The organism is Tritonibacter horizontis (assembly GCF_001518015.1).
GTDB lineage: Bacteria > Pseudomonadota > Alphaproteobacteria > Rhodobacterales > Rhodobacteraceae > Epibacterium > Epibacterium horizontis.
The window spans coordinates 20,281-40,790 of sequence record NZ_LPUY01000012.1 but is presented as its reverse complement, the minus strand read 5'-3'; the positions used below and the strand labels follow the sequence as shown (position 1 = coordinate 40,790).

Annotated in this window: 21 protein-coding genes; 16 read left to right on the top strand and 5 right to left on the bottom strand. The window is 61.0% G+C overall.

Annotated features, from left to right (window positions below; all coding sequences use genetic code 11):
* Positions 1 to 77 precede the first annotated feature (77 nt).
* The 16 genes from TRIHO_RS02250 to TRIHO_RS02175 all read left to right on the top strand — a co-directional run bounded on the left by TRIHO_RS02250 (position 78) and on the right by TRIHO_RS02175 (position 16,355).
* Complete coding sequence (locus tag TRIHO_RS02250; RefSeq protein WP_068240046.1) at positions 78 to 1,055, top strand: LysR family transcriptional regulator; 978 nt, start codon at positions 78 to 80, stop codon at positions 1,053 to 1,055.
* A 302-nt stretch (positions 1,056 to 1,357) separates the two neighbouring features.
* Entirely contained in the window at positions 1,358 to 2,140 is a 783-nt protein-coding gene (locus tag TRIHO_RS02245) for an alpha/beta fold hydrolase (RefSeq protein WP_165595874.1), read from the top strand.
* A 114-nt stretch (positions 2,141 to 2,254) separates the two neighbouring features.
* Complete coding sequence (locus TRIHO_RS02240; RefSeq protein ID WP_068240041.1) at positions 2,255 to 3,139, top strand: AEC family transporter; 885 nt, start codon at positions 2,255 to 2,257, stop codon at positions 3,137 to 3,139.
* A gap of 282 nt (positions 3,140 to 3,421) precedes the next feature.
* Positions 3,422 to 4,534, top strand: a complete 1,113-nt coding sequence (locus TRIHO_RS02235; protein WP_068240040.1) for a Bug family tripartite tricarboxylate transporter substrate binding protein — start codon at positions 3,422 to 3,424, stop codon at positions 4,532 to 4,534.
* 92 nt (positions 4,535 to 4,626) lie between these two features.
* Positions 4,627 to 5,190, top strand: coding sequence for a tripartite tricarboxylate transporter TctB family protein (locus tag TRIHO_RS02230; protein WP_068240037.1), 564 nt, complete (start codon positions 4,627 to 4,629; stop codon positions 5,188 to 5,190).
* A gap of 3 nt (positions 5,191 to 5,193) precedes the next feature.
* Complete coding sequence (locus TRIHO_RS02225) at positions 5,194 to 6,693, top strand: tripartite tricarboxylate transporter permease (protein ID WP_068240034.1); 1,500 nt, start codon at positions 5,194 to 5,196, stop codon at positions 6,691 to 6,693.
* A 22-nt stretch (positions 6,694 to 6,715) separates the two neighbouring features.
* Positions 6,716 to 7,846, top strand: coding sequence for a Gfo/Idh/MocA family protein (locus tag TRIHO_RS02220; protein ID WP_068240033.1), 1,131 nt, complete (start codon positions 6,716 to 6,718; stop codon positions 7,844 to 7,846).
* Positions 7,843 to 8,781: a TRAP transporter substrate-binding protein gene (locus tag TRIHO_RS02215; RefSeq protein WP_068240032.1), complete on the top strand. Its 939-nt coding sequence runs from the start codon at positions 7,843 to 7,845 to the stop codon at positions 8,779 to 8,781. The genes TRIHO_RS02220 and TRIHO_RS02215 overlap by 4 nt, the downstream gene beginning before the upstream one ends.
* Positions 8,778 to 9,350, top strand: coding sequence for a tripartite tricarboxylate transporter TctB family protein (locus TRIHO_RS02210; RefSeq protein ID WP_068240030.1), 573 nt, complete (start codon positions 8,778 to 8,780; stop codon positions 9,348 to 9,350). Before TRIHO_RS02215 ends, TRIHO_RS02210 begins: the two co-directional genes overlap by 4 nt.
* Before the next feature lie 51 nt (positions 9,351 to 9,401).
* The gene (locus TRIHO_RS02205) at positions 9,402 to 10,886 is read left to right on the top strand and encodes a tripartite tricarboxylate transporter permease (protein WP_068240029.1); all 1,485 of its coding nucleotides are present in this window, start codon (positions 9,402 to 9,404) and stop codon (positions 10,884 to 10,886) included.
* Positions 10,887 to 10,932: 46 nt separating this feature from the next.
* Complete coding sequence (locus TRIHO_RS02200) at positions 10,933 to 11,904, top strand: Bug family tripartite tricarboxylate transporter substrate binding protein (protein ID WP_068240027.1); 972 nt, start codon at positions 10,933 to 10,935, stop codon at positions 11,902 to 11,904.
* Positions 11,905 to 12,042: 138 nt separating this feature from the next.
* On the top strand, positions 12,043 to 12,720 hold the full coding sequence (locus TRIHO_RS02195) for a FadR/GntR family transcriptional regulator (RefSeq protein WP_068240023.1): 678 nt from the start codon (positions 12,043 to 12,045) through the stop codon (positions 12,718 to 12,720).
* A gap of 118 nt (positions 12,721 to 12,838) precedes the next feature.
* Positions 12,839 to 13,912: a Gfo/Idh/MocA family protein gene (locus TRIHO_RS02190; RefSeq protein WP_068240021.1), complete on the top strand. Its 1,074-nt coding sequence runs from the start codon at positions 12,839 to 12,841 to the stop codon at positions 13,910 to 13,912.
* Positions 13,909 to 14,775 (top strand): NAD(P)-dependent oxidoreductase, encoded by an 867-nt coding sequence (locus TRIHO_RS02185; protein ID WP_068240020.1) that lies wholly within the window; start codon positions 13,909 to 13,911, stop codon positions 14,773 to 14,775. The genes TRIHO_RS02190 and TRIHO_RS02185 overlap by 4 nt, the downstream gene beginning before the upstream one ends.
* Complete coding sequence (locus TRIHO_RS02180; protein WP_068240019.1) at positions 14,762 to 15,631, top strand: NAD(P)-dependent oxidoreductase; 870 nt, start codon at positions 14,762 to 14,764, stop codon at positions 15,629 to 15,631. The genes TRIHO_RS02185 and TRIHO_RS02180 overlap by 14 nt, the downstream gene beginning before the upstream one ends.
* An 85-nt stretch (positions 15,632 to 15,716) precedes the next feature.
* Entirely contained in the window at positions 15,717 to 16,355 is a 639-nt protein-coding gene (locus tag TRIHO_RS02175) for a glutathione S-transferase family protein (RefSeq protein ID WP_068240323.1), read from the top strand.
* Between the two features lie 43 nt (positions 16,356 to 16,398).
* Here the strand turns inward: TRIHO_RS02175 and TRIHO_RS02170 are convergent, their stop codons facing one another.
* From TRIHO_RS02170 to TRIHO_RS02150, 5 genes are read right to left on the bottom strand one after another with little or no spacing between them, the layout of a single operon-like run.
* Complete coding sequence (locus tag TRIHO_RS02170; protein ID WP_068240018.1) at positions 16,399 to 17,265, bottom strand: NAD(P)-dependent oxidoreductase; 867 nt, start codon at positions 17,263 to 17,265, stop codon at positions 16,399 to 16,401.
* The gene (locus TRIHO_RS02165; protein ID WP_232367684.1) at positions 17,262 to 18,269 is read right to left on the bottom strand and encodes a quinone oxidoreductase family protein; all 1,008 of its coding nucleotides are present in this window, start codon (positions 18,267 to 18,269) and stop codon (positions 17,262 to 17,264) included. Before TRIHO_RS02165 ends, TRIHO_RS02170 begins: the two co-directional genes overlap by 4 nt.
* Positions 18,266 to 18,571 carry a DUF1330 domain-containing protein gene (locus tag TRIHO_RS02160; protein ID WP_068240016.1) on the bottom strand — a complete coding sequence of 102 codons (306 nt, stop codon included), beginning with the start codon at positions 18,569 to 18,571 and terminating at the stop codon, positions 18,266 to 18,268. Before TRIHO_RS02160 ends, TRIHO_RS02165 begins: the two co-directional genes overlap by 4 nt.
* A gap of 13 nt (positions 18,572 to 18,584) precedes the next feature.
* A complete protein-coding gene (locus TRIHO_RS02155) occupies positions 18,585 to 19,952 on the bottom strand; it encodes a TRAP transporter large permease (RefSeq protein ID WP_068240015.1) in 1,368 nt (455 codons plus the stop codon).
* Positions 19,945 to 20,463: a TRAP transporter small permease gene (locus TRIHO_RS02150; RefSeq protein ID WP_082704980.1), complete on the bottom strand. Its 519-nt coding sequence runs from the start codon at positions 20,461 to 20,463 to the stop codon at positions 19,945 to 19,947. The genes TRIHO_RS02155 and TRIHO_RS02150 overlap by 8 nt, the downstream gene beginning before the upstream one ends.
* Positions 20,464 to 20,510 lie beyond the last annotated feature (47 nt).

Here is a 20,510-nt window from a genome sequence, read left to right as displayed (position 1 = left end):
CCAGAATATGAGCGGTTGAAGCATCAAGACAATTAATATTAGACTGTAGAACGTAGAAGGAAAATGGATAGCCCGATATGAAGCTTCAGCAGTTGCGTTATTTTGTTGCGGTTTACGAGCAGGGCTCGTTTTCAGCAGCGGCGGAAAAGGTCAATGCGACCCAGTCGGGCCTTTCGATGCATGTCGGACAAATCGAAAAGAGATATGGCGTCGTGCTGTTTTTACGCAGCTCCTCCGGCGTCAGCCCCACCGAAGCAGGGAGATCATTCTACCGCGAGGCCGTGAAGGTGCTGGCCGCGGCATACCGCGCCGAGGATCGCATCCGGTCGCTGTCGAAATCTGTCACCGGGCATATCCAGGTCGGGCTGATGCCAACCTTCACGCGGGCTGTCCTCACGCCCGCCTTGCTGCGGTTCGCCGAAGCCTTTCCCGAGGTACGCCTGTCGATCCTGGAAGCCTATTCCGGGGCCCTGGCCAATGATGTGACCGAGGGGCGACTGGATTTTGCGGTGGTGCCGGCGTCTTTCGACCTTGGCGATATGTTGGTTGCGACACCGATGGGGCAGGATCAGGAATGTCTGGTCTGCGCCGCCGACCGCGACTTTCCCACGACGCCGGATGGCGTGCGTCTGCGCGACCTGCCGCCACAGAAATTTGTCCTGCCCGGGCAAGGAAATGCGCGGCGCAATCGGATCGAGGCGTATTTCGCACAAAACCAGATTGAGGTGCAGGAGCGGCTTCAACTGGATACCATGCATGGCACCATGGGGTTGGTGGCCAATTCGGACTGGGTGTCGATTTTGCCGGGCATCCTCTGCCTGCCCGATCTGGACGGCGAACGGCGCAAGGTCGTGCCGCTGGCGGACCCGCCGCTGACCGTGGACTATCTGCGCATCGAACATGCATCCCGCCCGCTCAGTCAGGGCGCACAAGGGTTTGCCGATGTTCTGCAGGCCGAACTGACCCAAGCGCTTGCGATCCCGCCCATCAGCATCCGCAATCCAAAGTCGGCTCAACCGGGCCTGCAGCCCGAAGATCCAACCGACCCAGCCTAAGCGGATACTGCGGCGAGAAAACCGGCGCGCATCGGGTTTGCACAGCCCAATGCATGCTGTCGACGGCCGCATGCTCTATCAAGAAATCAGATAGACACTCTTATTTTAAATCATTTCTTTTATGCGATCCAGAGCGATAGCGTTTTCTCAAGGAACGCAAATAGTCCGGCTAAATAGCTGATCTGAATAGAGTTTAGGCAGAGTTTATGCCTGCTCGACCAAATCCAGATCATGACAGTGGCCGGCAGCGCCTTTCGGGTTCGTCACATGGGCTTGGGGCGTCAAAGCATACGGGAAATAGCATGACTTCTATAAAACTTCACTCTTCCGTCCATGGTCCGTCCGATGCGCCGGTCTTGCTGCTGCTCAACAGTCTGGGCGCAACAGAATCGATGTGGGCGGCGCAAATCCCCTTGCTGAGTAGCCACTACCGCGTCATTTCCTGCGACACCCGCGGCCATGGGAACAGCCCCGCCCCGGAAGGGCCCTATCAGTTTGCCGATTTCGTGGCGGATGCCTTGGCTGTGCTGGATGATCATGGCGTTGAAAAAGCGACTGTCATGGGGGTCTCTCTGGGGGGCATGACCGCCTTGGGTCTGGGCCTGAACCATCCAGAGCGCATTGAACGGATCGTGTGCTGTGGCGCCCGTGCCGACGCCCCCGACCCTTTTGTACAAAGCTGGCACACCCGACTGGCCAAGCTGGACGAAGGCGGCCTGGAAGCCGTCTGGGCCGGGACTGTTGGCTTTTGGCTGAGCGATGAAACCCGCAAGAACCACCCCGACCGAGAGGCCACGCTGCGCGATGGTTTTCTTCAAACCGCCGAGACGGGATACCGGGGCTGCGCCCATGCCTTGATGCAACTGGACTACCTGCGTCACCTGAACACCATGACGGTGCCGACGCTATTTGTCTCTGGCGAGCACGACGCCGGTGCGACACCTGCAACAATGGAAGCCATGGCCGCCGCCTGCCCCGGATCGCACTATGCATGCGTCAGTGGCGCCAAACACGTGATCAACGTTGACCGCCCGCAAGACTTCGCCCTCGCGATTGGCGGCTTCCTCGGGCTGGATATCGAGTAAGGCCGTGCGGAACCATGTCTGGCCATATCATGTTTCAGCGGTCTCCCAGACCGAAACGCTCCAGGCGCGGGCCCCTGCCCCGATGGCAGGTGGGCGTGTCGGTTGATTGGCGAGATGCTGCCCATATTGGGGCCGATCGGGATTTTGGTTCTGATCGGCTACGCAATGGGACGCTACAGCAGCGGGCTGGACACGCGGACGCTCAGTACTGTTGTGGTCATGGTGGCGGCGCCGGCGTTGATCTTCAGCAGCCTGACGTCAATGCAAATCGCGCCCCAGGCCGTGGCAACCATCTCTGGCGCCGCGGCTCTGTGCCTGGTGATTTCAGCGGCTCTGGCAGCTTTGGTCCTGACTCTCACGGGCGGGTCGCTGCGCAGTTTTCTACCCGTTTTGATGATGCCGAACTCGGGCAATATGGGACTGCCACTGGTGATGTTGGCTTTTGGCGACACCGGCAAGGAACTGGCGGCTGCGTATTTCGTCGTGGTGGCGCTGGCCCAACATTCTATCGGCATGTCCATCTACGCGGGCAGTTTTCGCGTCGGTGTCTTGCTGCGTCAGCCACTGATCTATTCGGTCCTTCTGGTGGTGCTGGTTCTGGCAACAGGAATAGAGGTGCCCGCTGTCGTGGCCAACACGGCCGAAATGACGGGCGGCATGATGATACCCGCGATGTTGCTGCTTCTGGGCACCTCGCTGGCGCGGTTGCGGGTCGCGGACCTGCGATCGGCGGTATTTCTGGCCGTCGGACGGCTGGGGATCGGGGTGGTATCCGCCTTCTGCGTGATCTGGAGCCTGGATTTGGAAGGTCTGCCAGCCGGTGTGGTTTTCCTGATGGCCACCATGCCAACCGCCATTGTGATCCACGTCTTTTCCGAGCGGTTTGGCCGCGATCCGGAACGGGTGGTCGGAGTGGTCGTGGTCTCGACACTGCTGACGTTTGCCTGTCTTCCCGGTCTGACGTGGATCGCGCTGAGGATGGCCGCCCTGCCGACATGAACCAGATTCGAGCCTTGCCTGATGATGTGTCACCAAATGACCAATGCAACAAATTGGGTGACCAATTACGTCAATGTCAGGCGCGCGTGAGTACATCAACATACTGAAAAACATAATAAAAATACACCAGAAGGAATGTAAAAGAATTATGTTGTACGCCAAAAATGGCTGACCAAAACTAGTCAAGGCCGCCCTTTAGACACGGATCGACAGGCGCGGCAACACGGATTGGAGGATCCGTTTGCGGGACATAATCCGCATCACATAATGGGAGGAGACACCATGACAACTGACAGGAAACACCTGACACGTCGCGCGCTTTTGGCGCAGGGCGCAACCGCCACCGGCGTGGCCGCGATGACCATCACCATGCCCGGCGCAGCATTCGCACAGAGCTTTCCACGGCGACCGATCACACTGGTGGTCATGTATGCCGCAGGGGGCGGCACGGATGCCATCATGCGCAAACTGGCGGACGAAATGGCCAAGGCGCAGGGCTGGACCATCAACGTGGTCAACAAGCCCGGCGCGGTTGGCGGTGTCGCAACCCAATACGTCTCTGCAGCGCGGCCCGACGGCTATACGTTGCTGGGGGCGGCCAACTACAACCGGTTTGTCCGGGTCCTCGGCCACGCGGATTTCATCCCTTGGCAAGACTGGTTGCCGATGAAAGCCGCCGATGCGCCGGCCAGCTGGTCCGTCCGGGCAGAGTCCCCCTTCCAGACCATGCAGGACGTGATCGAGGAAGCAAAGGCAAACCCTGGCAAGCTTACGATCTCGACATCGGGAACCGGTGGGGTCTGGCACGAGGTATCGTTGATCATTGCCAATATGGCCGGGATCGAGATGAAATACGTCCCCTACAAGGGCGGCAAACCTGCGACTTTGGCCGGGCTTCAGGGCGAAACAGACGTTGCCGGTGGCGGGTTGCACGAACATATCGACCTGATCCGCAGTGGCGAGCTGCGCAACCTTTGTCACGCCAGCACCAATGATATCACGCTGGATGACGGCACCGTGCTGCCCTCGATCGGCGGAATTATCCCCGAAGCACAAAAAATCCTGCCCGTCGGTGCGACCTACAACTTCATGGTGCCGCGCAACCTGCCGGCTGATGTGCTGCAGCAAATCGCCGATGCCTTCCGGGCGGCCGCGACCTCTGAAGGGTTCACGGAGATGATGGCGCAAAAATTCTTCCAGCCTGGCTTGCTCATCGGGGAAGAGGCCGATCGGCAAGGCGCGCTGATGGAGACGATCACCGCCGATATCTTCAACAATAACAAAGAGGCAATCGGTGCCGAAATCAAATCCGCCGAGGAGCTGGGCCTGCCCGCGCCGGAGGATTTTGAAACCTGGTGGCCACCGCAGGGCTACACCCCGCCGCCAATCAGCTGATTGGGCGTTCAAGTCGGGCGGCGCAATTGCCGCCCGGAAAACCACTCCGCGATAACTGACCAGCCCCAAGGCTGGCACCCGAGGTGCCAATCATGACATCCCCCATTTCCGACGACATCAAGTTCGAAGGAGAGGACGCGAACGCGGGAAACGCGGCGCCCATCCTAGACCTAATCGCGGCCGGTTTTCTGATCGCGACCGCCATTGTGGTCATGGTGGCGTCCCTGCGGCTTCCGGTGCCGGGGTCCGCGTTGACCGCGCCCGGGTTGCTGCCCTTTCTGGCCGCGGCATCGCTGGCCGCAATGGCCGTGGTGCTGGGGCATTCCGCCCTGCGCCGCCGCAGCCAGACCGACGATGAAACGCAGCTTTTTGGTGATCTGGAAGAACAAAAGCGCATGTTGGTTCTGGCCGCAATGGTCGGAGCCTACATTCTCGCGCTGCAGGTCCTCGCCTTTCAGGTGTATTTCGATATCGCGGGGGTTCCGTTTGTCCTGTCCGCCTTTCAACCGGTCAGTTTCATCGCGCTCACCGCGATCATGCATGTGTTCTGGCGTGGCTCCCTATGGACCAAGACCGCCATTGCTGCCGGTTGGACGCTCATGCTCACCCTGACCTTTCAGAAGCTTTTCAACATTCCGCTGCCAGGAGGGTTCTGAGCCATGGTTGATGCGTTCCTTCAACTGATGTCGCCCATGCTGTTGTTCATGACGCTGGCAGGCGTGTCACTGGGTATCATCTGGGGTGCCCTGCCGGGGCTGTCCACCACCATGGCGATGGGCCTGCTGATCGGTCTTTCGGCAGGGATGTCACAGAACCTGGCCATCTGTTTTATGATCGGTGTCTACACCGGGTCGGTGTTTGGCGGCGCGATCTCGGCCATCTTGATCAATATCCCCGGCACCCCCGATGCGGTTCCGACAATGATCGAAGGTCACCAGTTGGCCCAACGAGGCCAAGGGGGACAGGCGCTTGGCATGTCGATCACGGCCTCCTTTATCGGCGGCACTTTGGGCATCCTGTTGCTGATCCTGTTCATCCCGCTGATCCTCAGTTTCGCACTGAATTTCCGCTCCTGGGAGATGTTCTGGCTGGCGGTGATCGGCATCATGGTTTCGGGGTCAATGGCCTCGGGCGAGATGCCGCTGAAAGGCTGGATCGCGGGGTGGATCGGCATGTTGATCGCGCTGGTCGGCCTGGATGAAATTCACGCGGTGCCCCGGTTTACCTTTGGCAGCTTCATGCTCTTTGACGGGATCAGCTATGTCGCCATCCTGATCGGGCTGTTCGGCTTTGCCGAGATCCTGCGCACCTTGCCGTCCCGCTCTGCTCCGACCATTCCCAGCGAGGTCGGTCGGGTCTTTCCACCGCTGCGCAGCCTGCTGCGTTATACACCGGCTGCAACCCGGTCGGGGATCCTCGGGGCGCTGATCGGTGCCGTGCCGGGGGCTGGCGCCAATGTGGCCTCGTTCCTGGCTTATGACATCGGCCGCCGCCGGGCCTCGCCCGAAGAGCAGGCGAAATGGGGCAAGGGCAGTTACCAGGCGCTGGTCTGCGCGGAAACGTCGAACAATGCCAATATCGGCGGCTCCATGCTTCCTACGCTGGCATTGGGTATCCCCGGCAACGCGGCCGCGGCCGCCCTGTTGGCCGCACTGACACTAAAGAACGTCAGCGTCGGACCGACCATCCAGATCGACCATCCGGGGCTGATTTATTTCATCTATGGCGCGCTTTTGCTGGCGAACATGATGATGTTCGCTGCCGCCTTTGCGCTGATCAAACCCTGCGTGAAACTGTTCAGCCTGCCACGCGGCGTGTTGATGCCCTTGATCATTCCGGTCTGCATCATCGGGGCGTGGTCGGTGAAACTGTCAATGTTTGATGTCTGGGTGATGTTCGGAGCGGGTGTCTTTGGCGTGCTCCTGAGCATCTTTCGCTTCCCCGTCGCGCCCATCGTGCTGGGCGTCATCCTGGCACCGCTGGCGGACGAGAACCTGCGCCGCGCCCTGCTGGTCTTCGAGGACAAAAGCTTTGGCTTCGTGCTGTCGCAGTGGATCGGGACGATCCTGATGGCGGCGGTGCTCTTTGTGGTGGTCGAAGGCATCCTGCGGGGCCTGCGTGCCCGTCGCAAGAAATCAACAGCCATCGCCGCGGAATGATTACGAAAAAGGAAGAACCGAAATGAAAACGGACAAACAACAGGTCGGCCTTGCGATTGTGGGCTGTGGTACCATCGGACGCATTCGTGCGGAACTGGCCCGCGCGTTTCCCGGCATTGGCTGGATCGGCTTGTGTGACATCAAATCCGACATCGGTCGCAAACTGGCCGAGGATGTCGAGGCGGATTTCTACACCGACGACTACCGCGAGCTTCTCAACCGCCCCGAGGTTACCGCGACGATCATCGCCACCGATGAGAATTTTCACTTCGACCCCACCATGCTCGCCATCGAGAAGGGGCACGCGCTGTTCATTGAAAAACCGCTGGCCACGGATGCGCGGCAGTCGGCGCAAATTCTGGCCGCCATCGAGGAAAATGGCATCGATGCCGTGGTCGGCTATACCCAGCGGTTCCGCCGCCGGTTCCTCGCCATCAAGGAACGACTGGTGACCGGCCAGATTGGCGATGTGCATTCGGTTGTAACGCGCGCCTTCATGAACCGGATGGTGCCCATCGCCACCACGCAACGCACCCAGGAACGCGCGACGCTCACTCCGATGGTCGTTTCGGGCACCCATAGCCTCGATATGTCCATGTGGTTGATGGAGGGCAAAAAGCCGGTCTCGGTCTTCGCTCAATCCTGCGATAAAGTCCTGAGCGCCCATGGCACTAAGGACAGCACCTTTGGCGTTTTCACCATGGAAGACGGTACGATCTGGTCGATGAACATCAGCTGGGCGTTGCCCGAGGTCTGGCCCGGTGCGGTCTATGGCATCGAAATCGGGATCGTCGGTACGGAAGGTGTTATCGATATCGAGGACACCCATCGCGACCTGGTGATGGCAACCAATGTGGCACAGGGCGGTGGCTACGTGCCTGACGGCTATGTGCCTCCGGCCCGGCACGTCGATTTCCTCACATCCTACCCGCCCGGTGATCTGCATGATGGCCAGCTGTGGGGCCCGATGCGCGAAGAAACCAACAGTTGGTTCCAGCGCGTTTACGCCGGTGCCCGCACCCCTCATGCCACGGCTGCCGATGGCCATCGCAACCTCATGATGACCATGGCAATGGATCTGTCTGCCAAGCGCGGCGTCCCGGTTGCCTTGCCGGTCGATCCCGACGAACTGATGCAGGAATTGGTCGGATGAGCGCCCCATTCCGCATCGTATTTGGTGGCTACCAAGGCCCGGCCTCCGTGCATACGCGCGGGGCAGAGGTCTTTGCCGCTGCCCTGACGCGGATCACCGATGGCGATGCCACTGTCGAATTGCGGCCCAATATCACCGCCGAGGGTCACAAGGCGGCTGATCTGCTGACCTTGGTCGAACAGGGCGACATCCATGGGTGCTACTTTTCGTCAAGCTATATGGCGGGCCGTGTGGCATCGCTGGCGCTGTTCGACATGCCCTTTGCCGCGCCAAAGCGGGACGCGCTTTTTACCAGACTGGACGGCGACCTCGGTGTCTACATTGCCGACGATGTTGCCCGTCAGACCGGCTTCGCGGTGCTGGGCTATTGGGACAACGGCTTGCGCCATATCTCGGCCCGACGTGCGTTGACAGGGCCGGACGACTGCAAGGGGCTGAGTTTGCGCACGCTTGCCAGCGAGGATCACCAGCGCGCGTTTCGGGCCCTGGGCTTTGACCCGCGTGTCATCGATGTAAAGGACCTGCCCACGGCCGTTGCCAGCGGAGAGGTGGACGCCCAGGAAAACCCGCTGACCAATATCTACAATTTCGGCCTGCATCGCGCACAACCTGAAATCACACTGACCGGGCATCTTCAGGGTGTCGCGCCGGTCTGGTTCCATCGCGCGACGCTGGAAAGCTGGCCCGCGGATCTGCGTCAGGCCATCCGGGACGCCATCACAGAAGCCAGCATCGCGCAGCGTGGGTTTGCCCTCGAAGACGACAGCAGCTGCACGCAAGCCCTGCGCGCGGATGGGGCCCGCCTGCACAGCCCGTCCGACGCGCAAATCCGGGCATTTCGCGACGCCGTCGCAGCAGAGAACGCCAGCACCAGGAAGCGGATCGAAGGCCCCGCACTGGAGCTCTTCGAACAGCCACAGGAGATCGCGGTATGATACATCACCACCATGCTTCCAGCGAACCAGACGCGCTGCAGGACCAGGCCGAGCGCAGCGGCGGTCGCTTTCGCAGCCCCGAGACGCTGACAATGCTCTTTCTGCTTGTTGCCTCGGTGCTGTCGCTGGTTTTCCTTGGCGCTCTGGTCGCGGAACCCAAGGCGCTGTTTGGCAGAGCCCTCTCGGCCATTCCGCCCAGCCTGTTTCCGGCCATTGTGTTGACCGCGCTGACCCTGCTCAGCGCGCTGGCGTTGTTCCTGAACCTTCGCGGAATCGCCCCGGAAGAGGACGCCCCGATGAGCGTTCAGCAATGGGCACGGGCGGCGGCGCTCTTTGGTATCATGCTGATCTACGCCCTGATCCTCGTAGAGTTCGGTTTCTTGATCTCGACCGTGATCGCGGTGGCGCTGATCTCTGTTCTGATGGGCGCGACATCCCTTCCCCAGATTGCAGTGGTCTCGGTTTCGGGTCCGGTGCTGCTTTACCTCGCGGCGACGCGCCTTCTGGCCGTGTCGCTGCCTGAACTCGACCTGATCGAGGCCATCTACGCCAACATTCCCGGCCTCTGACATTCAGATGCTTTCCGCCCCCATGAACCGCACCACTGCGAAGAGGCTCGCATGATCGAACAATTCACCCAAGGTGTCGCGATGGCGATGCGTCTTGATACGGTTGCCCTGATGAGTTTCGGCCTGTTTGCCGGAATGCTGGTCGGCGCGCTGCCGGGCTTCACGACGCTGATGGCCATGGCGATCCTGCTGCCGATATCATTCTTCCTCGACCCCATTGTGGGTATTCCTTTCCTGCTTGGCATCTACAAGGGCGGCATCTTTGGCGGCAGCGTTCCGGCAATTCTGATCTCGATGCCTGGCACCGGGGCCTCGGTCGCGACATCGCGTGACGGCTACAAACTGACGCAAAAGGGCCAATCCCGCAAAGCGCTGGATATGGCGCTGGTCTCCTCCGTTACCGGGGACACCATCAGCGATATCTTCACCATCGCGATGATCTTTCCCATTGCGTTCCTGGTGATGCAGTTCGGCCCGCCCGAACTCTTTGCGGTGCTGCTGATGAGCCTCGTGGTGATCGCGGCGACCTCTGGCGCCAACCCGGTCAAGAGCCTGATGATGATCATGCTGGGGCTGTGGCTGTCGTTTATCGGAACGGATCCGCTGGGCGGGGTCGAACGTTTCACCTTTGGCTCGTTCGATCTGAAATCCGGCATTCCGCTGCTGCCGATGCTGATCGGGGTCTTTGCCCTGCCCGAAGTCGCCTCTGTGGTGATCCGCAATGAAAAGGCGCGCAAACTGACCTCCCTCGTGGGCGATCGGTTGAGCTGGCCTGAATTGCGCCGCTGTATCCCGACGATCGGCCGGTCCACCGCGATCGGCACCGCGGTTGGCATTGTGCCCGGCCTGGGCCAGATCGTGGCCGCCATGATGGGCTACTCCGCCGCCAAGAACGCCTCCAAACACCCCGAAACCTTTGGCGAGGGGGAGCTGGAAGGCGTTGCCGCAGCCGAAGCGGCCAACAACGCGGTGAACGGGCCGACCATGGTGCCGTTGCTGACGCTGGGCATCCCTGGCGACAATGTGACGGCGATCCTGCTGGGCGCCTTTGTCGCGCAGGGTCTGCGCCCCGGTCCGCAGCTGTTCGAGGAACAAGGCGCCACGGTCTTTGCCATCCTTGTGGCCATGGTGATCGCGAACCTGCTGTTCCTGGTGATCGGCTATCTGTCGATCCCCTTCTTCTCGCGGCTGGTAACGATCAAGACCTCAATCCTGATCCCCCTGGTGATCATGTTCGCCTTCGCCGGCACCTATGTCTATCGCTCCGATCCGGTGGATCTGCTGATGCTGGTGGGCTTTGGGATCTTCGGGATCGTCGCGCGCGCGGCGCGGTTCGACGTGATGCCGATGGTGATGGGATTCATCCTCGGGCCCTCGATGGAATACGCCTTTGGCCAGACCATGGCCATGTCGGGCGGTGACGCCACCAGCTTTTTCCTGACGGAACGCATCGGCGCCTTCTGCGTGCTGCTTGCGACACCGGTGATCGGTTTCCTGCTTTGGAAACGGCTCAACGCCCGCTCTGTGCAAGCCTGACCAACAGAGCGGATTTTTAAGGCAACAAAAAGGGAGGACCTAAACCATGTTGAAACAAACTCTGAAAACATCACTGGCAGCCTTTGCGCTGGCGGCGGCAACCATCGCCGGAAGCACCAGCAGCGCCCGCGCGGAGTATCCTGAAAAGCCGGTCACGATGGTGATCCCGCTCGGGGCTGGGGGGTCGCATGACTTGAACGCGCGGGTCATCACCTCAATTATGCCGACCTATCTCAACCAGGGCATGATCGTTCAGTTGACACCGGGTGCTGGCGGTCAAAAGGGCACGCAGGAAGTGGCCCGTGCAAAGGCAGATGGCTACAAGCTTCTGTTCACGCACAACTACATCGACATGCTGCAGCAATATGTCGAAAACCTGCCCTATGATCCGATGGCCGACTTTGTACCCGTCGCGCGGGTCAACTATGCGCCGACCTCGGTGATCGTGCGCGCTGACAGCCCCTACCAGACCTTCGAGGATCTGGTCGCGGATGCCAAAGCCAATCCCGGCAAGGTACAAATGGCCCATTCCGGCAACTGGGGGGCCTTCTTCGTGCCCGCAGCCCAGGTGATGCAGGCGTTGGATATTTCGCTCAACCTCGTTCCCTATCAGGGTGGCGGCCCCGCTCTGCAGGCGTTGCTGTCCGGCGATGCCGATGTCACGATGGCCTTCCCCTCGGCGCTTGGTGAAATGCTGCGCGCCGGCGAAATCCGGGTTCTGGCCACCGCTGGTGACAAGCGGATCTATGACGACGTCCCGACCTTTTCCGAGGTGGGCGTCGAAGGCGACATCGGCTTTATGCACCGTGTTGTGCTGGCCCCCAAGGGCACACCGACGGAAGTTCTTGACACCCTCTCCGCAGCATTTGCAAAAATGTTCGAAGACCCGACCTTCATCAAGCTGATGAATCGGTTGGGCGAAAGCGTGGATCCGCTGACGGGTGACGAGTATCAGGCGCTGCGCGAGTCCCAGGCCACAGCCTACAAAGGACTTGTTGCGGATCTGACCTCCAACTGAGGGCCGATTGCATCGAAAACCGTGGTGTGCCTCTCGGGCGCACCACACGCCGGTGTTGCCCCTGCAGCACAAATAGACGACCAAAGTTCGACCCGAACGGCAAACCCACCGGCCAGAAATGCCAATCCCAGAGGACGGATGAGCGACAAGATCTTGACACGGATGCGCAACTGGATCGCCACCTCGGGCCTCGCCGAAGGTGACCGGCTGCCCCCCGAGCGCACATTGTCGAATAAATTCGGAGTGACCCGCTCCGAAGTGCGCAAATCGTTGCTCCTGTTCGAAGCCGAAGGGCTCCTGTCGCGTCACGTCGGACGCGGAACCTTCCTGGCCAAGCTGCCAAAAGCGGCTGGAAATGCCGGAATAGAAGCGGCAATTTCCGCCCTGTCGCAAACCACGGGCCCCGTCGAGTCAATGCAGGCCCGGCAAGCCCTGGAACCAGAGCTGGCAGCCCTTGCCGCGATGCACGCCACCCCGGCCCAATTGCGCGAATTGCGCCGCCTGTGCCAGGCGATGCCAGTGGCCAGCAGCTGGTCGAGCTACGAAAACCTCGACAGCCAGTTCCATGAAACCATCGCCGCCGCCTCGGGCAATACACTGTTGCAGTCGATGCACCGGATCGTCAACGGTGTCCGATTGGTCGTCGTTTGGCGCAAACTCGACACCCCGGACCGTGGCCCGGAAACCGACTATCATTCCTTTGCTGAACACGATGCCATCCTTGCCGGGATCGAGCGCCGCAAACCGGAAGAGGCCCGGCAGGCGATGCTGCGGCATTTGAATTCGACGCTAGCGGCGATGATTTCGCGCCACTGAACAAAGACCTGCGCCATGGGATCGGGAATGTTCATGGCCGCCATCAGATTAACTTTATTCCGGCAACGCTCTGTCCGCACTATGTTTTTGCAACAACAACCTTTGTGAGGAGAACAGGATGCGACAGGTCGAAGTGGCGGTGATCGGAACAGGCTGGTGCGGTGGAATGCGAGCGGAATCGCTGGCGAAATCGGCCCTGGTCGACAAGTTGCACATCTGTGAAATCAAACCCGAACGCCTGGCCGAGGTGGCCGCGCTGACAAATCCCGTCACCGCGACGGACAATTACCAGGATATCGTGGCGAACAAGGCAATCGAGGTGGTCTATATCTCGACGACGCCGGAACCGACCCACTATCCGATTGCCCGCGACTGCCTGAAAGCGGGCAAACATGTTCTGTTGGAAAAACCCATTGCGATGGACCTCGCCGAAGCCGACGACCTGATCAACATTGCCAAATCCCAAGGCGTCAAATTCACCATCGGCTATTCCCAGCGGTTCAACCCAAAGATCGCATATGCGCGCAAGGCCATCGCCGAGGGCAAACTGGGCAAGATTGTCAACGTCATGGTCAGCCGGCACCTGTCACGCAGCCTGGGCTCCCGCATCGCCAATCGGGTCAAGCTGTCTCCGGCAGCAATGGAAAGCACCCACGATCTCGATTTCGTCTTTTGGCTGCTCGCCCCGGCCATTCCCGAACGGATCTATTCGCAAGGCGCCTATGGTTTCATGAAAGAACTCAACGGCTCTTATGATTGCATGTGGAACACGGTGAACATGAGCGACGGCAGCCTTGTGGTGATTGGCGGCGGCTGGAACCTGCCACCGAGCTACCCCAACTACTGCGCCACCTGGATCGAGATCACCGGCACCGAAGGATCGCTGGTGCTGGATGATACCGCGCGCGACCATTGGCTGAACACCGTCGAAGGTGGAACCCAATTCCCGATGTCGACGATGCCCGGCGAACACCTCGATCATATGTATGCCGGGCAGATGGGGCCGGAGACCTTGCATTTCCTTGAATCTGTCCTGCTGGACCGTCCGCCGCTCGTGGCGCCCGAACATGCGCGGATGGTCATGGAAAGCTACCTGGGCGCTGATATTTCCGCCGCAACCGGCGAGGTGGTCGGCCTGCCGTTGTCCAACAGCGCCTTGGCAACATTGGCCGACCTCAAGGCCGCCCAATGATCACTTGCGGCGTCGTCGGGCTGGGCCAAATGGGGCGGGGCATCGCCCGCCGCCTCGATCAGGCTGGAGTGTTGGTGGCGGCGCAGGATGCCAATGCTCAAGCCGTCGACGCCGCAGCGCTGTCACCGGGGGTACACACCGACGTTCTATCGGCGGAGGTGCTGCTGTTTGTGGTGCCGAGCACGGCGGATATCGACCATTTTCTGGCCGAGGCGCCCCTCCGCAACGGGCAGGTGATCATCGACCTGACCACCTCGCACCCGGATGACAGCGCTGCCTTGGCAGAGCGGTTGGCGACGCAGGGCTGCGCTTATGTCGATGCCGCCATGACCGGCGGCGCGGCCGGGGCGGATGCGGGCAAATTGACCTTGATGATGGGCGGCGCACCGGAGGTGATCGCCAGGATCGACCCGGTTCTGCAGCAGATTGCGCAACAGCGGTTCCATATGGGATCTGTCGGTGCGGGCCATGCGATGAAACTGGTGCACAACCTGATCCTGCACAGCGCCTTCATGGCCACCTGCGAAGGTCTGACGTTGGCACAAAAGGCGGGCTTGGACGTGGCGCGCGCCGTGGACGTTCTGAATGCAGGCAACGCGCGCAGTTTCGTTACCGAGGTGCGGTTCCCCCGCGATATCCTCAGCGGCACAATGAACGCGCGCTCGCGTATCTCCAATCTGGAAAAAGACCTGGGGCTGGCCCGCCAGTTCGCACAGGCGCTGGATGGTCCTGCGTGTTATACCAATTTGACCCATCGCCTGCTGCACCAGGCGGTCACGCAGGGCGCAGGCGAGACAGATTTTTCGCATCTCTTCGAGATGTCAGGCCCGCTGACAAAAGAGGTCGACAATGCCGGGCGCTGATCTTGAAATCGGGGTGTTTGGCCTTGGGCTGATCGGCACCGCCTTGTCCGGTCGGCTGTTGGCCGCAGGAAACCATCTGCGCGGTTTTGATCCTGACCCGCAACGCTGCAGAGATTTCGCAGCAGCGGGCGGCACCGTCTGCACGGCACAGGAGGTCTGGGCAGCTGATGTGGTCTTTTCTTGTGTTTTTGATACCGACCAGCTTGCGGCGCTGATCGCGTCGGCGCCACGGGCAGATTGCATCCTGGTCTCTGTCAGCACCTGTGATCCCGACCGCATGGCCCGTCTTGCAGACCAGGCCGCCGCCAAGGGCATTCGCCTGATCGAAGCACCGGTCTCCGGCACCTCCCGCGCACTGGCGGATGGCACGGTTCTGTTCCTCGTGGCCGGCGATCAGGCCGCCGCGACCCGGGTTGGCCCGGTGCTGGCACGTTTGTGCCGCAGGCAGATCCACGTCGGCGCCATCGGCAATGGCAACCGGGCCAAGCTGGCGATCAATCTCGTGCTGGGACTAAACCGCGCCGCTTTGGCCGAAGGGTTGGTCTTTGCCCAGGCGCTCGGTCTGGGTGCCCAGGACTTCATGGACATGGTGCGGGCATCGGCTGCGCATTCAGACGTGATGGAGGCCAAGGGAGATCTGATGATCGCCCGGAATTTTGCACCACAAGGACGCATGGCACAATCGTTCAAGGATTTCAGCCTGATCGAAAACCGCGCAGCAGAACTGGGGCAAGGTCTTCCCTTCACCGACACCTATCTCGCGATGATGCGCGATGCATTGGAACAGGGAGAAGGAGATTTGGACAATTCCGCAATTCTCCTGCCTATTGAACGGAGTCGCCCGCGCCAGACATAGCGCAAATTCCACCCCGTCTGACCGGACGCCTCTGGCCAGACATGACGAACCGCGCATTTCGCGCAGACGACAGACAGGACACATGATGATCGATCTATACACCTGGACGACGCCAAATGGCCGCAAAGTATCCATTCTTCTCGAAGAGCTGGGCGTGCCCTACACCATCAAACCCATCGATATTTCAAAAGGGGAACAGTTCGCGCCCGATTTTCTGGCCATTGCGCCGAACAATCGCATTCCGGCCATCGTCGACCACGAAACCGGGGTCAACCTGATGGAGACCGGGGCGATCATGCTCTATCTCGCGCAGAAATATGACCGCTTCCAGGTGACTGGCGATGAATACTGGCACATGGTGGAATGGCTGATGTGGCAGATGGGGGGCCTGGGGCCGATGCTGGGCCAGGTGCATCACTTTGTGAAGTACAACAAAGGCAAATCGGACTATGCCGAAGAGCGCTACACCACCGAAGCAAAGCGGCTTTATGGTGTGTTGGACCGGCGCCTGGAGGGCCGGGACTACGTCGTCGGAGAGGGACGCGGCACCTACACGATCGCAGACATGTCCATGTGGCCCTGGATTTCTCGTCACGACTGGCAGGGGATCGACCTTGCAGATTTTCCCAATGTGCGCAGTTGGTATCAGCGTCTGCGCGCCCGCCCGGCCGTGCAATCGGGATATCATTTGCCCAAAAAAGTGAACGAAATCCCGGAAGGCTGACCACGATCTGCGCCCGGTGCCTGTGCTTCCGGGCGCAGTGTTTCTAGAAGGTTTCAAAAATCGCGGCGGTGTCGAAATCGTCGGGCAGATCGGCCAGGGCTTGTGAATACAGGCGTCTGGCCTGCGCAAACAACGGCGCCGCGCGGTCCCGACTGGCAAGATCGGTCTCGATCAGGTCCAGATCTTTTTCGAACATACGCAAGGTGGCCGTGGCCGGCCGATAGGCGCCCGAAATCATCAGCGGCATCCGCAAATCGGACATGCGGGACTGCCCTGCCCCGGTGCTGAGAAGTCGATAAACCGCCTCCCGGTCCAGCCCCAACGCGTCCGCATAGGCAAGCGTTTCCGCCGCCGCCGCATTGTGCACCGCCACCGCGTGGTTTGCCATCAACTTCATGCGGATGCCGGTCCCAAAGGGGCCGACCCGCTGCACCAGCCGGGTGAACCCCTCAAGCACCGGCAGGATGGCCTCCAGCGCCGCGTCCTCTCCCGAGGCCATCATCACCAGATCCCCGGACTTGGCCTGGCTCCCGGTGCCGCTGACAGGACAATCCAACACGGTGATCCCCGCAACCGCCAACCGGTCCCGCAGGGCCAGCTTGTCCGCCAGGGCAAATGTCCCGGTCTCCACCACGATTTGTCCGGCGCGCAGCAGCCGTTCCAGATCCGCACCCACCGCGCGCAACACGTCGGGCCGGGACAGCGACAGGATCACGGCATCACAGGCGGCCAACCACGGTCCCGGCGCGGAATAGGTGGTCACGCCCAATCCCGACACCGCCTCGCGTGCGCTGGCAGAGGGATCGGCCCCCTGCACCGCGAAGCCGGATCTGATCAGATTGGCGGCATAGGCCGATCCCATGATGCCCAGCCCAATCACGCCGACGTTGCCAATTGCGCCCGTGCTCATGCCGTGCCGCCTGGCAGCAACAGGCTCGATCCGGTGTTGCGGCCCGCTTCCAGATCGCGATGCGCCTGCACAACATCGGACAAAGCGTAGACCTGGTCGATATTCACCGAAACAGCCCCGCACGCGACCATGCCAAAAACCGCATCGGCGGCGGCAACCAGATCGGCGCGCTCTGCGATGTAATCCGCCAAAGTCGGACGCGTGAAATAGAGCGATCCATTGTGCTGCAACTGGCTTGGGGTGACGGCCGGCGCCTCGCCGGTTGTGGCCCCGAAAGACACGAACATGCCGTACCGCCCAAGGCTGCGCAACGAGGCCTCGAAACTGGCCCGCCCGACACTGTCATAGACGACCTGCACGCCCCTGCCATCGGTGATCTCGCGCACCCGGGCCACCACATCCTCGGTCGTCCGGTCGATGGCATGCGCATAGCCCACGTCGCGCAACCGCGCGCAGTTTTCCGCGCCGGCTGTCACCCCGATCATCCGCGCCCCAAGTGCATGGCCCCATTGCCCCGCCAACTGACCAACCCCGCCAGAGGCCGCCCAGAACAGCACATCATCGCCCGGTTGCACCTTGTAGGTCCGGGTCAGCAGATAGTGCACGGTGGTGCCTTTCATCAACACCGCAGCGGCAGTGCGGGCATCAATCGCATCAGGAAGTCTGACCGCTCGCGCCGCAGGCAGGTTGCGGCATTTCGCATAGGCGCCCAGCACCGGACCATAGGCCACGCGATCCCCGATCGTGAATTCCGTCACCCCGGCTCCAAGGGCGATCACCCGCCCTGCGCCTTCCAGGCCCAAGGGGCTGGGCAATGTCAGCTCATACGCGCCGGAGCGCTGATAGACGTCCATGTAATTCAGGCCAATGGCATCCTGCACGATCTGCAACTCACCCGGCCCCGGAGCCGGGAGGGGGGCCCGGCCAAGCTGCATCACCTCGGCCTTCCCCTGGGCATGCAAGGTGACCCGCATCGTTTCATCGGTGTGTTCTGTGACCGTCACTGTGTGAACTCCCCCGCTTCGAGGACGACAGTCTCGACCTCACCCGCGCCGTTTTCGCGACGATGGCGCGCCGCCTCATTGTATTCCTCCGATTGAAAACACCGCACGCCGCTGTCAAAATCGGGAAATTCAATGACAACGAACCGTTTGAATTTTTCCGGCCCTTCCATGACCTGAAATTTTCCACCCCGCGCCAGGACCTTGCCGCCGTGGCGGGTGATGATATCCGGGACTTGGTCCGTGTATCGTTTGTAGGCGACGGGATCGTTGATCACCGAGCGTGCAAGCCAATATGCAGGCATAAGAAGGCTCCTTTTACATCAAGAGGTTGGGAAAGAAATTCGCGATTTGGGGAAAGCCGATCAACAACAGCACCACAATCAACATCACCAGCCAGTAGGGCACCGAGGCCAGAAAGATATGCTGAATGCCCACGTCCGGGTCGTTGATTGCCGCCTTGACCGTATAGACCAGCAGGCCAAAGGGCGGCGTCAGCAATCCCGCCTCGATGGCGATGATGCCAACAATGGCAAAGCTCAGCTGGTCAAAACCAAAGGCCATGGCGACCGGCTCTACGATTGGCACCGTCAGCAGCATGATCGAAATGGAATCGATGATCATGCCCAGCAGGAACCAGACCAGGACAATGGCGGCCAGAACCATATAGGGCGAGAGGCCGGACTCCACGATGGTTTCGCGAATGGCCGTGGTGACACCCGTCATCGCCAGCGTGCGCGAATACAGCGCCGCCGCAAGCAGCAGGATCATGATCGGTGCCGCAATCCGCCCCACCGAGAAAATCGCCGCGACAAAGCCATGCCAGCGCATGCCCCGCAGGATCGCCAGACCCAGGGCCAATGCCGCCCCGGCCCCCGCCCCTTCGGTCGGGGTGAACAATCCCATCCAGATACCCCCCAGGATCGACGCCACGATACCAAAGAGACCCACGGCCGCCCCCAACAGCTGCATCGGGGGCAGCGGTTTGGTCGCCGTGTCCTCGACAGCAGAAAGAGGATCATCTGGCGCAGGCTGGCTCTGCGATCCCTCACTCTTCCCCTCGCCAACCAGCGCCGGGCGCAGCAGGGCCGCGGCCATGATGTAAATCACAAAGAGCGTCGCCAGAAGAACACCAGGGGCCACCCCGGCCAGAAACAATCGGCCAATGCTCTGCTCCGTCAGAATACCCCAGACGATCATCAGCACCGACGGCGGGATCAACATGCCAAGGCAACTGGACCCCGCAATGGCCCCAAGCGCAAACCCGCGATCATAGCCATGGGCCCGCATTTCCGGGTAGGCGATGCGGGAAAACGCGGCCGCCGACGCGATGGAAACACCGGTCACAAAGGAAAACACCGTGTTGCCCAGCACCGTCGCAATCGCAAGCCGCGCCGGCACCCGCCGCAGCCCCTTGTTGATGCCGATATAGATGTCGGTGATGACACCTGATCGCCCCATGAACTCGCCCATCAGCATGAACAGCGGGATCACCGCAAAGGTAAAACTGCGCAGCGCCTCTGCCGAGGTCGACGCCAGCACCGCCTGGGTGATCCGCAGGCTTCCGGTGGCAAGATAAAGCCCGACCGCGCTGGTGACCGCCAGCGCGACAGCCACGTGAAAGCCCAGCAAAACCAGACTGATCAACAACGTGATCACCAGGGTCGCGGTGGTATAGTCAAACATCGAAGCCCCCCCAAAGCGTAAGATTTCCAAGACGCAGACCCAGGAGCTCGGCCAGCAACAGGATGAGGTAATTCACCCCGGCCAACCCCGCCCCGAACAGGATGGCAAAGCGGGCCGGCCAGACCGGCACCCGCAAGGCGCCTTCGCCGTCAAATTCGCCATTGGCAAAGGACCGCAGCGCCGGGGTGATGGCCGCATGCAGCAGGAAGAAAAAGATCCCGGCCCCAGCCACAAGGCAGAGAATAAACAGCAGCCGCTGCAGGCGTGGCGGCAGCATGTCGACCAGAAAGGTGGCGCGCAGCATCGACCCGCTGCGCACGGCAAAACCGATCTGCATGAACACGATGATCACCACCGAATTGGCGACCAGTTCCTTGGTGCCTGACAACGGCGTGCCAAGCGCGCGAAATATGATGTCCGCAAGGATCAGGAAACACAGGGCAAAGGCCCAGATCGCGCCCAGCACCATTAGGCTCCGGGTCAACCCGTCGGACAGGCGTATAAGTAACATGACATCTCCAGATGAACGTGGATGGAGGGTGCCGGCGGGGCGGCCCA

What these genes read in the sequence shown, in the direction of transcription:
- TRIHO_RS02250 (WP_068240046.1), top strand. Translation starts at nt 78, where the DNA reads ATGAAGCTTCAGCAGTTGCGTTATTTTGTTGCGGTTTACGAGCAGGGC.
- TRIHO_RS02200 (WP_068240027.1), top strand. Translation starts at nt 10,933, where the DNA reads ATGTTGAAACAAACTCTGAAAACATCACTGGCAGCCTTTGCGCTGGCG.
- TRIHO_RS02240 (WP_068240041.1), top strand. Translation starts at nt 2,255, where the DNA reads ATGCTGCCCATATTGGGGCCGATCGGGATTTTGGTTCTGATCGGCTAC.
- TRIHO_RS02190 (WP_068240021.1), top strand. Translation starts at nt 12,839, where the DNA reads ATGCGACAGGTCGAAGTGGCGGTGATCGGAACAGGCTGGTGCGGTGGA.
- TRIHO_RS02235 (WP_068240040.1), top strand. Translation starts at nt 3,422, where the DNA reads ATGACAACTGACAGGAAACACCTGACACGTCGCGCGCTTTTGGCGCAG.
- TRIHO_RS02155 (WP_068240015.1), bottom strand. Translation starts at nt 19,952, where the DNA reads ATGTTTGACTATACCACCGCGACCCTGGTGATCACGTTGTTGATCAGT.
- TRIHO_RS02175 (WP_068240323.1), top strand. Translation starts at nt 15,717, where the DNA reads ATGATCGATCTATACACCTGGACGACGCCAAATGGCCGCAAAGTATCC.
- TRIHO_RS02230 (WP_068240037.1), top strand. Translation starts at nt 4,627, where the DNA reads ATGACATCCCCCATTTCCGACGACATCAAGTTCGAAGGAGAGGACGCG.
- TRIHO_RS02180 (WP_068240019.1), top strand. Translation starts at nt 14,762, where the DNA reads ATGCCGGGCGCTGATCTTGAAATCGGGGTGTTTGGCCTTGGGCTGATC.
- TRIHO_RS02215 (WP_068240032.1), top strand. Translation starts at nt 7,843, where the DNA reads ATGAGCGCCCCATTCCGCATCGTATTTGGTGGCTACCAAGGCCCGGCC.
- TRIHO_RS02185 (WP_068240020.1), top strand. Translation starts at nt 13,909, where the DNA reads ATGATCACTTGCGGCGTCGTCGGGCTGGGCCAAATGGGGCGGGGCATC.
- TRIHO_RS02160 (WP_068240016.1), bottom strand. Translation starts at nt 18,571, where the DNA reads ATGCCTGCATATTGGCTTGCACGCTCGGTGATCAACGATCCCGTCGCC.
- TRIHO_RS02245 (WP_165595874.1), top strand. Translation starts at nt 1,358, where the DNA reads ATGACTTCTATAAAACTTCACTCTTCCGTCCATGGTCCGTCCGATGCG.
- TRIHO_RS02210 (WP_068240030.1), top strand. Translation starts at nt 8,778, where the DNA reads ATGATACATCACCACCATGCTTCCAGCGAACCAGACGCGCTGCAGGAC.
- TRIHO_RS02220 (WP_068240033.1), top strand. Translation starts at nt 6,716, where the DNA reads ATGAAAACGGACAAACAACAGGTCGGCCTTGCGATTGTGGGCTGTGGT.
- TRIHO_RS02205 (WP_068240029.1), top strand. Translation starts at nt 9,402, where the DNA reads ATGATCGAACAATTCACCCAAGGTGTCGCGATGGCGATGCGTCTTGAT.
- TRIHO_RS02195 (WP_068240023.1), top strand. Translation starts at nt 12,043, where the DNA reads ATGAGCGACAAGATCTTGACACGGATGCGCAACTGGATCGCCACCTCG.
- TRIHO_RS02150 (WP_082704980.1), bottom strand. Translation starts at nt 20,463, where the DNA reads ATGTTACTTATACGCCTGTCCGACGGGTTGACCCGGAGCCTAATGGTG.
- TRIHO_RS02170 (WP_068240018.1), bottom strand. Translation starts at nt 17,265, where the DNA reads ATGAGCACGGGCGCAATTGGCAACGTCGGCGTGATTGGGCTGGGCATC.
- TRIHO_RS02225 (WP_068240034.1), top strand. Translation starts at nt 5,194, where the DNA reads ATGGTTGATGCGTTCCTTCAACTGATGTCGCCCATGCTGTTGTTCATG.